The 13,032-nt window shown below is 59.0% G+C and carries 13 protein-coding genes; 6 read left to right on the top strand and 7 right to left on the bottom strand.

Translation table 11 applies throughout. From position 1 onward, the window contains the following. Nucleotides 1-172 precede the first annotated feature (172 nt). Together rhaS and FS804_RS10600 are read right to left on the bottom strand one after the other, a co-directional pair. Entirely contained in the window at nt 173-1,183 is a 1,011-nt protein-coding gene (rhaS, locus tag FS804_RS10605; RefSeq protein WP_144576561.1) for a rhamnose ABC transporter substrate-binding protein, read from the bottom strand. Between the two features lie 47 nt (nt 1,184-1,230). After that, nucleotides 1,231-2,055, bottom strand: a complete 825-nt coding sequence (locus FS804_RS10600) for a DeoR/GlpR family DNA-binding transcription regulator (protein ID WP_144576560.1) — start codon at nt 2,053-2,055, stop codon at nt 1,231-1,233. A 200-nt stretch (nt 2,056-2,255) separates the two neighbouring features. Between FS804_RS10600 and FS804_RS10595 the strand changes: the two genes are divergently transcribed. Beyond that, nucleotides 2,256-4,352, top strand: a complete 2,097-nt coding sequence (locus FS804_RS10595) for a bifunctional rhamnulose-1-phosphate aldolase/short-chain dehydrogenase (protein ID WP_144576559.1) — start codon at nt 2,256-2,258, stop codon at nt 4,350-4,352. Nucleotides 4,353-4,541: 189 nt separating this feature from the next. After that, complete coding sequence (gene rhaI, locus FS804_RS10590; RefSeq protein ID WP_144576558.1) at nt 4,542-5,834, top strand: L-rhamnose catabolism isomerase; 1,293 nt, start codon at nt 4,542-4,544, stop codon at nt 5,832-5,834. 81 nt (nt 5,835-5,915) lie between these two features. On the opposite strand, the gene FS804_RS10585 is transcribed toward rhaI, so the two are convergent. Next, nucleotides 5,916-6,917: a DUF2125 domain-containing protein gene (locus FS804_RS10585; protein WP_144576557.1), complete on the bottom strand. Its 1,002-nt coding sequence runs from the start codon at nt 6,915-6,917 to the stop codon at nt 5,916-5,918. A 49-nt stretch (nt 6,918-6,966) separates the two neighbouring features. On the opposite strand from FS804_RS10585, the gene FS804_RS10580 reads away from it, so the two are divergent. Next, nucleotides 6,967-7,518, top strand: a complete 552-nt coding sequence (locus FS804_RS10580) for a gamma-glutamylcyclotransferase (RefSeq protein ID WP_144576556.1) — start codon at nt 6,967-6,969, stop codon at nt 7,516-7,518. Here the strand turns inward: FS804_RS10580 and FS804_RS10575 are convergent. The 4 genes from FS804_RS10575 to ftsE all read right to left on the bottom strand — a co-directional run bounded on the left by FS804_RS10575 (nt 7,491) and on the right by ftsE (nt 10,906). Next, on the bottom strand, nt 7,491-8,288 hold the full coding sequence (locus FS804_RS10575; RefSeq protein ID WP_144576555.1) for a 1-acyl-sn-glycerol-3-phosphate acyltransferase: 798 nt from the start codon (nt 8,286-8,288) through the stop codon (nt 7,491-7,493). The two genes, FS804_RS10580 and FS804_RS10575, sit on opposite strands and share 28 nt — an antisense overlap. Nucleotides 8,289-8,403: 115 nt before the next feature. Continuing rightward, nucleotides 8,404-9,120: a YdcF family protein gene (locus FS804_RS10570; RefSeq protein ID WP_186376783.1), complete on the bottom strand. Its 717-nt coding sequence runs from the start codon at nt 9,118-9,120 to the stop codon at nt 8,404-8,406. A 126-nt stretch (nt 9,121-9,246) separates the two neighbouring features. Then, complete coding sequence (locus FS804_RS10565) at nt 9,247-10,254, bottom strand: ABC transporter permease (RefSeq protein WP_144576553.1); 1,008 nt, start codon at nt 10,252-10,254, stop codon at nt 9,247-9,249. Continuing rightward, nucleotides 10,247-10,906, bottom strand: a complete 660-nt coding sequence (gene ftsE, locus FS804_RS10560; RefSeq protein ID WP_063949205.1) for a cell division ATP-binding protein FtsE — start codon at nt 10,904-10,906, stop codon at nt 10,247-10,249. The genes FS804_RS10565 and ftsE overlap by 8 nt, the downstream gene beginning before the upstream one ends. Nucleotides 10,907-11,104: 198 nt before the next feature. Here ftsE and FS804_RS10555 point away from each other — a divergent pair, with 198 nt between their 5' ends. From FS804_RS10555 to FS804_RS10545, 3 genes are all read left to right on the top strand, one after another. Next, entirely contained in the window at nt 11,105-11,776 is a 672-nt protein-coding gene (locus FS804_RS10555) for a DUF3426 domain-containing protein (protein ID WP_144576552.1), read from the top strand. Between the two features lie 68 nt (nt 11,777-11,844). After that, the gene (gene hpt, locus FS804_RS10550) at nt 11,845-12,387 is read left to right on the top strand and encodes a hypoxanthine phosphoribosyltransferase (protein WP_063949207.1); all 543 of its coding nucleotides are present in this window, start codon (nt 11,845-11,847) and stop codon (nt 12,385-12,387) included. Between the two features lie 141 nt (nt 12,388-12,528). Beyond that, on the top strand, nt 12,529-12,888 hold the full coding sequence (locus tag FS804_RS10545) for a response regulator (protein ID WP_004445642.1): 360 nt from the start codon (nt 12,529-12,531) through the stop codon (nt 12,886-12,888). Nucleotides 12,889-13,032: the final 144 nt, after the last annotated feature.

Raw genomic sequence — 13,032 nt, 5'->3', positions numbered from 1 at the left:
CCTGCCGGGCATCTCCCCCACAAGGAGGGAGATCGGCCAGAAGAAAACGGTCGCTCACTCGCAACGTTGGAGATGGCCGAGAGGCCGCCGCATATCGATCTTCCCCCTTGAGGGGGAGATGTCCGGCAGGGCAGAGGGTGGTGCCCTCCACGCACTGCCGTCGCTTCTCAGATCAGAAAATCTTCGAGAACTGATCGATATTCTTCGCGTCATAGATGAACGGGTCAGCCATCGCCGCTTCGCTGTTTTCGCCAACCTTAATCTTGCCCATGCGCCCAGCTTCGATTTCCGAGCCCGGCTTGCCGTCGGTTTCGCCCTTCACCAGGCGATAGGCGATCTGGGTGGCGGAATAACCGAGGTCGATCGGGTTCCAGATGGCGAATTCCTTTGTCGCGCCGGACTTGATGGCGCCCGCCATTTCGGACGGCAGGCCAAGGCCGGTGACGAAGACCTGACCGATCTTGCCCGCATCCTTCACGGCCTGCGAAGCGGCGAGAACGCCAACCGTCGTCGGTGCGACGATGACCTTCACATTCGGCTGCGAGGAGAGCAGTCCCTGCGCTTCGCGATAGCTCTTGTCGGCAAGGTCGTCACCGTAAACCGTGGTGACGAGGTTGAGCCCGGGGAAATCCTTCAGCTGCTTTTTCATCTCGCCGATCCAGACATTCTGGTTCGTGGAGGTGGTGGTGGCGGAGAGAATGGCGAAATCGCCCTTGCCGCCTTCCAAATGTGCCGCAGCCAGCTGCAGGCACATCTTGCCGATCAGCGCGTTGGACGAGGGGTTGAGCTGGAGAATGCGGCCTTCAGGTGCTACGCCGGAATCCCAGGAAATGACCTTGATACCGCGCTGTGCTGCCTTTTTCAGTGCAGGAACAACGGCATCAGGATCGTTTGCGGAAATCGCGATGGCGTCAACGCCCTGCGCGATCAACGAATTGATGACTTCGATCTGGCCTTCCGCCGTGGTGCTGGTCGGGCCGGTATAGATGATCTCGACGCCGCCGAGGTCTTTTGCGGCTTCCTGTGCGCCCTTGTTGGCGGCTTCGAAAAAGCCGTTGCCGAGCGATTTGACGACGAGCGCGATCTTCACATCGGCGGCTTGGGCGACGCCGCCCAGCCCCGCGACGGAAAGCGCCGCGCTCAGTGCCAAGACGCTGGTCAATGTTCTGCGTGTAAGTTTCATGTCCCTTTTCCTCCCGTTTTGAACCTTGTTTTTCTCCCCGGCGCTCCTCATGCGACCGAAGAAGAATTCTCCTCATCCGGCGGGCCGGATGTTTTTCCGACGGCACCGGCAATCAGCAATTCGACGCCGGCATTTCCCACCATCCTTGCCGCCTCGTCCGAAATCCCGTCATCGGTGATGATGGTCGTGACGTTTTCGAGCGGGCATAAAATCAGGCTGGACCGTTTTCTGAATTTCGAGGAATCGACCATCACGATCAGCTCTTCCGCCTGCCGCATCAGCTTCTGTTCGCTCTGGATCACCAGCGCGTCGGATTCCATGATGCCGAGCGCGCCCACGCCCTGCGCACCGAGAAATATCCGCCGCGCATAAAAATTGCGGATCGCATCATTCTCGAAAGGTGACAGGATAAGGCTCTGATCGCGATAGATCGCACCGCCCGGCACGCTGACACTGCATTTGGAATGTTTGACCAGATGCTCGGCAATGGCGAAAGAATTGGTCATCACCTGCAGGCGGCGCGCCGCCATGTAATGCACCATCTGGAATGTCGTGGTGCCGCCATTCAGGATGATTGCGTCGCCATCATTGCAGAGATCAACCGCCTTGCGCGCAATTGCGCGTTTCTTGTCGATATTGACCGATTCGGAAACCCGGAACGGCCTTGCGGCCAGATTGCCGAGCTGCGGCGGATGCACCGCTTCCGCCCCGCCGCGCACGCGGCGCAACTTGCCCTGAACATGCAGAGACGCGATATCCCGGCGGATCGTCGCTTCCGACGCATCCGTCAGTTCGGCAATATCCTGCACCGTCACGACAGCTTTTTCCTGTGTGGCGCTCAAGATGATGCGATGGCGTTCGCGTTCGTGCATGGGGTCCTCCTGACCGTGATTATTCGCAATCTCTTTACGTTGTCAATCAAGAACGATCAAATTAATCAATATCGCGCTGCAGCATGAGAATTTATGATCGTTTTTGATTGACATTGTGCTTTTGGATGCGCGATACCTGCGATCAAAGGAGGCGGGCCGATATCGGCTCCGCGAATGCAGACAGATATTGGGAGGAAGACATGACGGGAACATCCCGCCTTCTCGAAAGCCGTTGGGACGACGCCTATGCGAAGACGCTCGATGAGCCCGGCAAGCTGCTTTATCGCTCCAATCTCTTAGGGGCCGACAAGCGCATCACCAATTATGGTGGCGGCAATACGTCTGCGAAGGTTCTTGAGACTGATCCGCTGACCGGCGAAAAGGTCCGTGTTATGTGGGTCAAAGGCTCCGGCGGCGATGTCGGCACCATCAAGCTTGACGGTTTCGCAACGCTTTATCTCGAGAAGCTGGAAGCGCTGAAGGGCATTTATAAGGGCGTTGAAGACGAGGACCGCATGGTCGGTTTCCTGCCGCACTGCACCTTCAACCTCAACCCGCGCGCCGCCTCCATCGATACGACGCTGCATGGTTTCGTGCCCTACGATCATGTCGATCATATGCATCCGGATGCGATCATTGCGATTGCCGCCTCGAAGAATTCGAAAGAACTGACGCAGCAGATCTTTGGCGATGAAATCGGCTGGCTACCCTGGCGTCGGCCCGGTTTCCAGTTGGGTCTCGATCTGGAGGCTTTCGTCAAGGCCAATCCTGGGGCCAAGGGCGTGGTGCTTGAAAGCCATGGCCTCTTTACCTGGGATAACGACGCCAAGGCTTGCTACGAACTGACGCTCGCCATCATCAACAAGGCGATCGAGTGGTTTGCGGAAAAGACCGAAGGCAAAGTGATTTTCGGCGGTGCCGTGGCCAAGAGCCTGCCGGTAGCCGAACGTCGCGCCATTGCCGCCCGGCTGATGCCGGAAATCCGTGGCCGCATCGGCCGCGAGGAACGCAAGCTCGGCCATTTCGATGATCAGGATGCGGTTCTGGAATTCGTCAATTCGAAAGACCTGAAGCCGCTTGGGAACCTCGGGACATCCTGCCCGGACCATTTCCTGCGCACGAAAATCCGTCCGCTGATTCTCGATCTAGATACGGCGAACCCGGATGTGGACGCGCTTACCGCCGGTCTCGACGCGGCGCTTGAGGCTTACCGCGCGGATTACACGCGCTATTACGAAGCCTGCCGCCGCGATAATTCGCCAAAGATGCGCGATCCGAACCCGGTGATTTTCCTGATCCCCGGCGTCGGTATGTTGTCTTTCGCGAAAGATAAGGCGACCGCCCGCATCGCCGGCGAGTTTTATGTCAACGCCATCAACGTCATGCGCGGCGCGTCCACCGTATCGGAATATCAGGGTCTTCCCGAGCAGGAAGCCTTCGATATCGAATATTGGCTGCTGGAAGAAGCAAAGCTGCAACGCATGCCGAAGCCGAAAAGTCTTGCCGGCCGCGTCGCCTTCGTCACCGGCGGTGCCGGCGGCATCGGCCGGGCAACCGCGGAACGGCTGGCAGGCGAGGGCGCCTGCGTTGTGCTGGCGGATATTGACGAAGCGGCGCTGGAGGCCGCCAAGGCTGATTTAGCCAAGCGTTACAGTGGCGATGCGGTCCGTACCGTCAAGCTTGATGTGACGCAGGAAGACGCGGTCATTTCGGCCTTTGCGCAAGCGAGCGTGGAATTCGGCGGCGTGGATATCCTCGTTTCCAATGCCGGCATCGCTTCTTCCGCCCCGGTGGAAGAGACGACGCTTGCCATGTGGAACAAGAATATCGACATTCTCGCGACAGGCTATTTCCTCGTTTCGCGAGAAGCATTCCGGCTGCTGCGGCGACAGAATCTCGGCGGCAACGTCGTTTTTGTCGCTTCCAAGAATGGCCTTGCCTCTTCTCCCAATGCGTCGGCCTATTGCACGGCAAAGGCCGCTGAAATTCATCTCGCCCGTTGCCTTGCGCTCGAAGGGGCGGAAGCCGGCATTCGCGTCAACACTGTCAATCCCGATGCCGTCCTGCGCGGTTCGAAGATCTGGAGCGGCGAATGGCGCGAGCAGCGCGCGGCGTCTTCCAAGATCGAGGTGACCGACCTGGAGGAACATTACCGCAAGCGGTCGATGCTGAAGCTGAACGTCTTTCCGGAAGATATCGCTGAGGCGATCTACTTCTTGGCGTCCGACGCTTCCGCAAAGTCCACCGGCAACATCATCAATGTCGATGCCGGTAATGCGCAAAGTTTTACGCGATAAGGCGTTTGGCGCCTTCTTATTTCCGTCATTCCGGCCTTGTGCCGGAATCCAGCCAGTCCAAGTCCTTGGGCTGAAGGAACTTATCCCGCCGCGCAGACGCGCGTCGACCTGACACCGGCACAATGCCGGTATGACGGAGATAAGGTCTATAAGCTAAGCATGCACGGGACCAATTCCGGGGAGGAAGAAATGACCGAGACAAAAATCGCCGCTGATGTTATCGCGGCTGAAAACGAAAAACGCATTGTCGCGCTGACGCAAGATTACGATGCGCTTGGCAACCAGCTTGGCCGCCGCAAAATTGATATAGATGCCATCGCCGCCAAGGTGGCGGAGTTTTTCGTCGCCGTGCCCTCCTGGGGCGTTGGTACCGGTGGCACCCGTTTTGCCCGTTTTCCCGGCACGGGCGAGCCGCGCGGCATTTTCGACAAGCTCGATGATTGCGCCGTCATCAACCAGCTGACACGGGCGACGCCCAACGTTTCCCTGCATATCCCGTGGGATAAGGAAGACCCGAAGCGATTGAAGGCGCATGCCGATGCGCTGGGCCTCGGTTTCGACGCCATGAATTCCAACACGTTTTCCGACGCGCCGGGCCAGAGCCATTCCTACAAATACGGGTCGCTGAGCCACACGGATGCCACCACGCGCCGGCAGGCCGTCGAGCACAACATCGAATGCATCGAAATCGGCAATGCCATCGGTTCCAAGGCGCTAACGGTGTGGGTGGGCGATGGATCCAACTTCCCCGGCCAGAGCAATTTCACCAGGAGTTTCGAGCGTTATCTCGCGGCCATGGCGGATATCTACAAGGCGCTGCCAGATGACTGGCGCATCTTTTCCGAACACAAGATGTACGAGCCGGCCTTCTATTCCACCGTGGTGCAGGACTGGGGCACCAATTACCTCATCGCCAATACGCTCGGCGAAAAGGCCTTCTGCCTCGTCGATCTCGGCCATCATGCGCCGAACACCAATATCGAGATGATCGTCGCCAGGCTCATCCAGTTCGGAAAACTCGGCGGTTTCCATTTCAACGACAGCAAATATGGCGATGACGATCTGGATGCCGGCTCGATCGAGCCCTACCGGCTGTTCCTTGTCTTTAACGAACTGGTGGACGCCGAACATCGCGGCGTGAAGGGTTTCCATCCCGCCCATATGATCGACCAGTCGCATAATGTGACGGACCCGATCGAGAGCCTGATCTCCAGCGCCAATGAAATTCGCCGCGCTTATGCGCAGGCCTTGCTGGTGGATCGCATGGCGCTCGATGGCTATCAGCAGGAGAATGATGCGATGATGGCCTCAGATACGTTGAAACGGGCTTATCGTACCGATGTCGAGCCTATTCTCGCCATGGCGCGACATAAGGCCGGCGGCGCAATTGATCCGATTGCCACCTATCGTGCCAGCGGCTACCGAAAGCGGGTGGCTGCAGAACGCCCGCCATCCATTGGCGGCAGCGGCGGCATTGTGTAGTCCTCTTGCGCTTTAGGTGGAGGAGCGCCGGAGGGCAGGGCTTATGAAACCTAGATGTGATCGCCTTGCCTCCGTATCTCCTCAGATCGGGGGGATTTTGCCGAGAGGGATGAAGCCGCTGATCGTTGCGCGTCCGTGGTCGACAACCAGATCGACGGAGGCGCGGTCGGCGCCACTGGCGAGCGCGCGTAGCAGTTTGCGGGCGGTTTCGATGGTGGACTGCAACTGCGGGAAAGCCTGCTTCGCATTGTCCGACCAGGCTCCGAGCTTTTCGATCTCCAGCTTAAACTGGCCCGACAGGTAACCTTCGTTGTCGAAGGAGAAGGGGCCGGTGATCCGCATCGTGCGGCCTTCGCCGATATCGGCAACGAGGCGGCGAAGCTCCCCGCTGGTGCCGTATAGGCCGGATTTGTCGGTGCCATCCACCATGCCTGCCTTACCGGCGAGCGTGACATCAAGAATGGCGTCCAGTCGCGGAAGCACCTGCGGCCAATCCTTGATGACGGTGGCCGAATCCGTGAGCGTGATCGCGCCGTCGAGGTCTGCGCCGTTCTGGCGCAGGTGCATCTCCGTCTTGACGGCGTCAAAGTCGATCGTCTGACCGGTGACGGAAGAAACCGCCTGTGCCTTCAGCCCGTCGATCACGAGCGAGCTGCGGTCGATGCCTTTCAGTTTGGTGACGATGCTGGACTGCATGTTTTTCCATTCGGCCGAGACCGTCATGCCATGCGCGGAGCGGATTTCAGCCGGCGAATCGAGTTCCCAGACGATCTGGCCGGGATTATAGACCTGCGCTGCCGAGCGCAGTTCGCCGAAGGACGCCGACACGCCATTCTGGCTGTCATCCACCGTCACCTTGGAGCAGAAGAGGCCGATGCGGAAGGGGTAACCCTTGAAGGCGATATCGCCGCATTCGCCGCTGACGCTGCGGGCCTGCGACGGGGAGATGACGTTCAGGACCGTCTGCTTCAATTTCTCGGCGGCGTAAAACCACCCCGCCGTATAAAGTCCGATAACCACCAGAATGGCGATGGCGAGCCAGAGGAATTTCTTGGCCGTGCCGGATTGGCTTGACGCTGCCATATTGATCTCCGATGAACAGACTTCAGGGAATTTTGATTTGGCTTGGGATATGGACGATTTTTGGGTCTTTGGCTACGGTTCGTTGATGTGGAACCCCGGCTTCGCCTTTGCGGAGAGGCAGCAGGCCCGGCTTCACGGGTACCGGCGCTCGCTGTGCATCAGTTCCAATTTCTACAGAGGCACGGAGGAACGGCCCGGCCTCGTTCTCGGGCTCGAGCGTGGCGGTTCCTGCCTCGGCGTTGCGTTCCGCGTGCGCGGCGCGGACCGTGACCCCGTCATGGATTATCTGCGCGAGCGGGAGCTTGTGACGAACGTTTACAAGGAGCGGCTGGTGACCGTGACGCTCGCTGGAGGTCGCCGTGCCACCGCCGTCACTTATGTCGCCGACCCCGCGCATGAGCAATATATCGGCGGTCTTGGTGTCGCCGAATCAGCTGTTATCATTGCCGCAGCAACCGGGCGTTCCGGGCCAAACACGGATTACGTCTTCAACACCGTGCGGCACCTGCAGGAAATGGGCATTCGCGATTCACTCCTTGAAAACATCGCGAAGAATGTCGATACGCTTTCCGCTCAGCCGGCGATGTTCTCGCGGCCCTGAAGCTCGGCGATCCGCTTGACGGCGCTCGGTGGTAGCGGCAGGCTCGGATTGTTGCGTGCCGTTTCCAGCAGCAACTCGTCGCTCGCCTTCTCCGTGACCTCGATCAGACGCTTGAAGAAAACGTCAGGGTCCAGCCCCGGCTCGATGGCAGGCAGGATACGTACCTTGAAGTGACCTGGGTAACGCATGGTGGACCGTCGTGGCCAGAAGAGGCCAGGGTGCATGGCAACGGGAATGACGGGAACCTGAAGGTCACGATAAAGCCTTGCGATGCCGTAGCGATATTCAGGCACGGCGCCCGGCGGTCGGCGCGTCCCCTCGGGATAGATTATCAACTCTCGGCCGGCGGCCATTTCCTCTTTCGCGCGTTCCATAACCTTCAGCATCACCTTGCCGCGCGCGGCGCGGTTGACCGGAATCATGCGCTGCTTCATCGCGTACCAGCCGAATAGCGGTATCCAGAGCAGTTCGCGCTTCAGGATGTAGACCGGGTCGTGCAGGTTGGGGAGCAGCGCATAGGTGTCCCAAAAAGACTGATGCTTCGGCGCAAAAATGCAGCCTGTTTCGGGGATGTGTTCAAGACCCTCGATTTCGAAAGTCGTGCCAACGATGGCCTTCATCAGCCAATGGTTGGACCGCGCCCAGTTCTTGGGGATTTCGTAGGCGATCCTGCGCGGCAGAATGAAATATATCGGCGTCAACACGATCATGCGGACGATGAGATTGAGGTAAAACAGCGTATTGAAAAGAAAAGAGCGCAGCTTGAGCATCAACAGCCTTCCCGGGGCGCAGCCGTTCAGACGCCTTGCAAAGGCGTCGGTCCGGATGCCGATGCCAGACGCCTACACGAAAACAAGGGGCGGCAGCAAGCGTGTTTCTGGCAGCTTACGAGGAGGCTGCCGTTACTTTCGGCGCCGTGTGCTCGGTTGGGGCCTTGCGCAGGCCGTCACCTTTTCCGAAGCCGGTAAGGTCACGCGCCGCCGCTGCCACGAATTTCAGATATTCGTACAGCATCGTTCTCACAACATCCGGTTCAACGAACCAGTTCGTGCGCGCAAGATCGGCACTGATGACGGGATAAGCGATGAATTCCGTCTGCGGACTTGCGCTGCGCAACTCATGCAGGCTGCGGTGCATGTGATAATTGTTGGTGACAACGACAATGGAGGAATAGTTGTGATCGCGTATCCAGCTCGCCGCTTCATTGGCGTTGCCGATCGTATCTATCGCCTTGTACCCCATATCGACGCAGCAGGAGAACATGTCGGATGAGCCCTGCGTCATCTTGCGAATTTGCGAACGGGTGGTGGCGGGATTGACGCCAGAGATCAACAGCCGCTTTCCGACGCCATCCCTCAGCAGACCCACGGCCTGCTCGATGCGCTGGTAACCACCGGTCAGAACGATGATGGCGTCCCCCCTTGCGCTTTCAGGCGGGCGCATGGAGGCGACGGAATCAGCAAACCACAGAAAGCCGCCTGAGAAAACGCCGAGAAGAATGAGGCAGAGGAGGATAAAACCACGAATAAAGCGGCGCAGGGGACCACGCCGCGACAACAGGCCCTTTCTGGCCGGTCGCATCGTTGTCTGGTCCTGGTCCATCCGACTCACAAACATTCCTCCTGAATACTCGCCGATTAAGGCAAGGAACAGGCGTTTTTGTCCACCGCCTGCAGGTTACATGCGGCTTGTGACATGTTCGGATTGCCCCAAAATGACGGGATCATTTCAGGACGCCAGCCCGTCGCTTTTTGACGGATCCGAACGAACGCGGTCGATATCGTCGATGGTGCGGATGACAGTTACACGTGCCGTCAGGGTGGTGAGCAAGGCGATGATGATCATGGTCATGGCAATGCCTAGATAACCACCCAAACCAACCGAGAATGAACCGAAAAGCGCGCTCGCCTGATCGCTTTGCGGCGTGGCAACAGTGCTTGACTGCCAGAAGCCGGCCACGAGAAACACCGCTGCTGCCAACGCGCTGCCGGCGGCGGCCCCCTTGAGGCTGATCTTCAGGAAGTGTTTCTGAAATTCCCGGGCCACGAAACTGCTTTCGGCGCCGACGAAATGCAGAACCTCCACAATATGGCGGTTGCCGGAAAGCGCGCCGCGGGTGGCGAATACGACGGTCAGCACCATGGCGGTGAAGACGAGAATGAGCACGCCGACACCGATCATCACGGTGGTTCTGGCCATGGAAACCAGCCTGTCTACCCAGGTGCGGTGGTCGTCCAGAAAGGCCTGCGGGATTTCCGTCTTCAGCATATCCCGCATGGCCTGGAAATCGGGCGGATTGCTCTCATCGATGGTGATGACAACGAGGCGCGGCACCGGCAGTTCGGAAAGGTCGAGGCCGCTGCCGAGCCATGGCTCCAGCAAACGTGACGTCGCCGCATCATCAAGGATCGTGCCGTCGCGCGTGCCGACGAAGGTCAGCGCCAGCGTGCGCGCCTTGTTCAACGCCGCGTTCATGTCCAAACCGTCTTCCGGCTTGATCTGGATGGTGATTTCCCGGGAAATCTGGCTTTGCCAGGTGGCGGCGGTGGCGCGCACCATGGAGACGGCACCAAGCGTCAGGCAGGCGAGAAAGGCCATGATGGCGATCACCACCATCAGCGCATTTCCCTGAATGTTGGAGGGCGGCAGGATGGGCGCCATGGGACGGATGCGCATGGGCGGGCGCTTCGGCTGGGCAGCTTCGGGCTTCAATTGCTTGCGGGTGATCTCATTCATAGATATCGAGCCGCCCTTCGGTCAGGATCATCCGGCGTGCATCGATCTGGTCCATCAGTGCAAAATCATGGGTGGCGATGACGACAGCCGTACCCAGCCTGTTGAGTTCGAGAAAAAGGTTGAGGAGGCGCTTTGCCATCGGCGGGTCGACGTTGCCGGTCGGTTCGTCGGCCAGCAGGATTTCGGGCTGGTCCATCAGCGCTCGGGCAATGGCGGCGCGCTGCTTTTCCCCGCCAGAAAGAATGGCCGGTAGCACATTGATACGCTCACCAAGCCCCACCCATTTCAGGAGTTCTATCACGTCGTTGCGATAAGCGCTCTCTTCCTTGCCGCGCACACGCAGCGGCAGGGCGACATTCTCATAGGTCGTCAGATGGTCAAGCAGCCGAAAATCCTGGAACACGATCCCAACGCGGCGGCGCAGCATCGGCAGTTCGCCACGCGGAATGCGCGAAACGTCACGGTTGAACATACGGATATGGCCGCGCGTTGGCTGAAGCGACATCAAAAGCAGGCGCAGCAGCGTCGTTTTGCCCGCACCCGACGGGCCGGTTAGAAACTGGAACGACCCTTTGGGAATATCGAAGGTCATGTCCCTCAGGATTTCGGGTCCCATGCCGTAACGCAACCCGACATTTTCGAAATGGATCAACGGACTTCCAGTCTCTTCGTTTCGTGGTGGTTCGCAAGCCGCTGGGGTGAAGCCGGCGGGCGCGGTCTAGCCCGGTTCGGGACGCCCGGCGAGCGGTTTTTGCGAAGCATTAACCATTTAAATTTAAAACTTGGCAGGATTCGTTGCAATGCCCAGTTTTGCGGGCCGGAAAACCTCACCCCAAGGAATTCTATGGCTATGTTCCGTTCATCTCGCCGGCAAGCGGCATTCGACTTTGACCTCCTGATGCCGGAAACGCCCACGCGCCGGACAGCGCGGACGACAGGTCCCGACCGCGATGTCGTAGACGCGGAATTTGTCACCATCAAGGAAAACCGGGCGCGGCAGCCGGGAAACGACAATCGTGGAACGACTTCGCAGCATAAAGCAAAAACGCCCGTCACCGTGGGCGCGGTTGGTCTTGCCCTCATCGGCTGGCTGGATCGCAGGTTGTCGCGCCTGTCCGCCGATGCCTATTCGGCGCTGGTGGCAGGCCTCGCCATTTTTGTCTTCATCTGCTCCGGCGGCCTGTCTGTCGTGGTGCCGGAAAAAACGGCGGTCGCCGCCCCGGTTAACCCGCTTGCCATTTCCCATGTCACCATCACGCCGCAGGAGGCGGGCGGCATGGATATTTTGCTCATCAACGGCATCGTGGAAAACAATGGTGGGGATTTGGAAGAGGTGCCCGCCATTCGCGCCGATCTCTTCGCCGCCAAGGGACAGCTGGTCGCCAGCATGGTCATCGAACCGCCGGTCAAGCAGATGCAACCGGGTTTGAGCCACGGTTTTTCGGCAAAACTGCGCCATCCCGGTGGAAAAACGCCCGAGATCAAGCTTTCCTTTGTCGAGGCGGGTGCGCCCGGACGCTGACTGTGCTAACGCCTGTCTTCTATTTTTACTGAAAGGTAAAATCGGCAAGGCGCAGCACAGGAGTAAGAATGCCCGTCGTCCGTGGAAAAAACATCGAGCCGCTTTACAGCGCCGAGCAGATCGCCGAGCGCAATCGCGACATGGCCAAGCATATCGCCAGCGGCCCGACCAAGGATTTGCTGGTCATTGCCGTGCTCAAGGGATCGTTCATTTTCGCGGCCGATCTTATCCGCGCGCTGCATGACAGCGGCCTTGCACCTGAAGTCGAGTTCATCACGCTCTCGAGCTATGGCACCGGCACGGTTTCGCAAGGCGTCAGGATCGTCAAGGATATCGATAGCGACGTGAAGGACCGCGATGTCCTGCTGATCGATGATATTCTCGAGTCTGGCCGCACGCTGCGTTTCGCCAAGGAACTGCTTTACGAGCGTGGCGCCCGCAACGTCACCATCGCCGTGCTGCTCGACAAGAAGGTCAAGCGCAAGGAAGATCTGGAGGCCGATTATGTCGGTTTCGAATGTCCTGACTATTTCGTCGTGGGTTACGGCATGGATGTGGCCTATGCCTTCCGCGAACTGCCCTTCGTCGGGGTGGTGACCGGCGACGCCTGAATACTTTGCCGTGCCGGAACGGCACAGGGCGGAGACGCCTCATTAACCATTCACCCAGCGAAGGGCTGGGTGTTTACCTCTTGAAAAGAGGAGCCTGCGATGTTGCTCACGGCTGGAAATGATGCCCAGGAGCAATGAGTAATGGCGAAGATTCTGATTACCGAAGACGAGGATGCGCTGCGTTCTTTCGTGGCGCGGGCCTTGCGTCTCGACGGTCACGAGACCCATGAGGCGGCAGACGGCGAGCAGGGGCTGGAGAAGCTCCAGGAAACCAGTTTTGATCTTCTTCTTTCGGATATCCGCATGCCGGTCATGGATGGCATCGAGCTGGCGCATCGCGCCGCCGAAAGCTTCCCGGCCATGCGCATTTTGTTGATGACCGGTTATGCCGAGCAGCGTGAACGCGCCGATGATTTGGCCACGAAGATCGTGGACGTGGTTTCCAAACCCTTTGCGCTTCCGGATATTCGCAAGGCCGTGGCGCGGGCGCTTGCGGCCTGAGCGACAGATTCGCAGAAATCGAAAGGGCGGCTGCGGGCCGCCTTTTTTGTTGGTCAGCCTCTGGCTCAGCGCAGTTGCCCATCTCCTTCACACCGGCCTTGAGCCGGTATCCAGCCAGTCTAAGTCCTTGGACCGAAAGCATTC

The sequence above is a fragment of the Agrobacterium sp. DE0009 genome (assembly GCF_007680755.1).
Lineage (GTDB): Bacteria > Pseudomonadota > Alphaproteobacteria > Rhizobiales > Rhizobiaceae > Agrobacterium > Agrobacterium tumefaciens_B.
The sequence above is the reverse complement of the archived record's forward strand: the minus strand, read 5'-3'. Positions and strand labels throughout refer to the sequence as shown.

Bases quoted from the DNA above. Each gene is read 5' to 3' on its own strand.
- rhaS (WP_144576561.1), bottom strand. From the start codon at position 1,183: ATGAAACTTACACGCAGAACATTGACCAGCGTCTTGGCACTGAGCGCG.
- FS804_RS10600 (WP_144576560.1), bottom strand. From the start codon at position 2,055: ATGCACGAACGCGAACGCCATCGCATCATCTTGAGCGCCACACAGGAA.
- FS804_RS10595 (WP_144576559.1), top strand. From the start codon at position 2,256: ATGACGGGAACATCCCGCCTTCTCGAAAGCCGTTGGGACGACGCCTAT.
- rhaI (WP_144576558.1), top strand. From the start codon at position 4,542: ATGACCGAGACAAAAATCGCCGCTGATGTTATCGCGGCTGAAAACGAA.
- FS804_RS10585 (WP_144576557.1), bottom strand. From the start codon at position 6,917: ATGGCAGCGTCAAGCCAATCCGGCACGGCCAAGAAATTCCTCTGGCTC.
- FS804_RS10580 (WP_144576556.1), top strand. From the start codon at position 6,967: ATGGACGATTTTTGGGTCTTTGGCTACGGTTCGTTGATGTGGAACCCC.
- FS804_RS10575 (WP_144576555.1), bottom strand. From the start codon at position 8,288: ATGCTCAAGCTGCGCTCTTTTCTTTTCAATACGCTGTTTTACCTCAAT.
- FS804_RS10570 (WP_186376783.1), bottom strand. From the start codon at position 9,120: ATGGACCAGGACCAGACAACGATGCGACCGGCCAGAAAGGGCCTGTTG.
- FS804_RS10565 (WP_144576553.1), bottom strand. From the start codon at position 10,254: ATGAATGAGATCACCCGCAAGCAATTGAAGCCCGAAGCTGCCCAGCCG.
- FS804_RS10555 (WP_144576552.1), top strand. From the start codon at position 11,105: ATGTTCCGTTCATCTCGCCGGCAAGCGGCATTCGACTTTGACCTCCTG.
- hpt (WP_063949207.1), top strand. From the start codon at position 11,845: ATGCCCGTCGTCCGTGGAAAAAACATCGAGCCGCTTTACAGCGCCGAG.
- FS804_RS10545 (WP_004445642.1), top strand. From the start codon at position 12,529: ATGGCGAAGATTCTGATTACCGAAGACGAGGATGCGCTGCGTTCTTTC.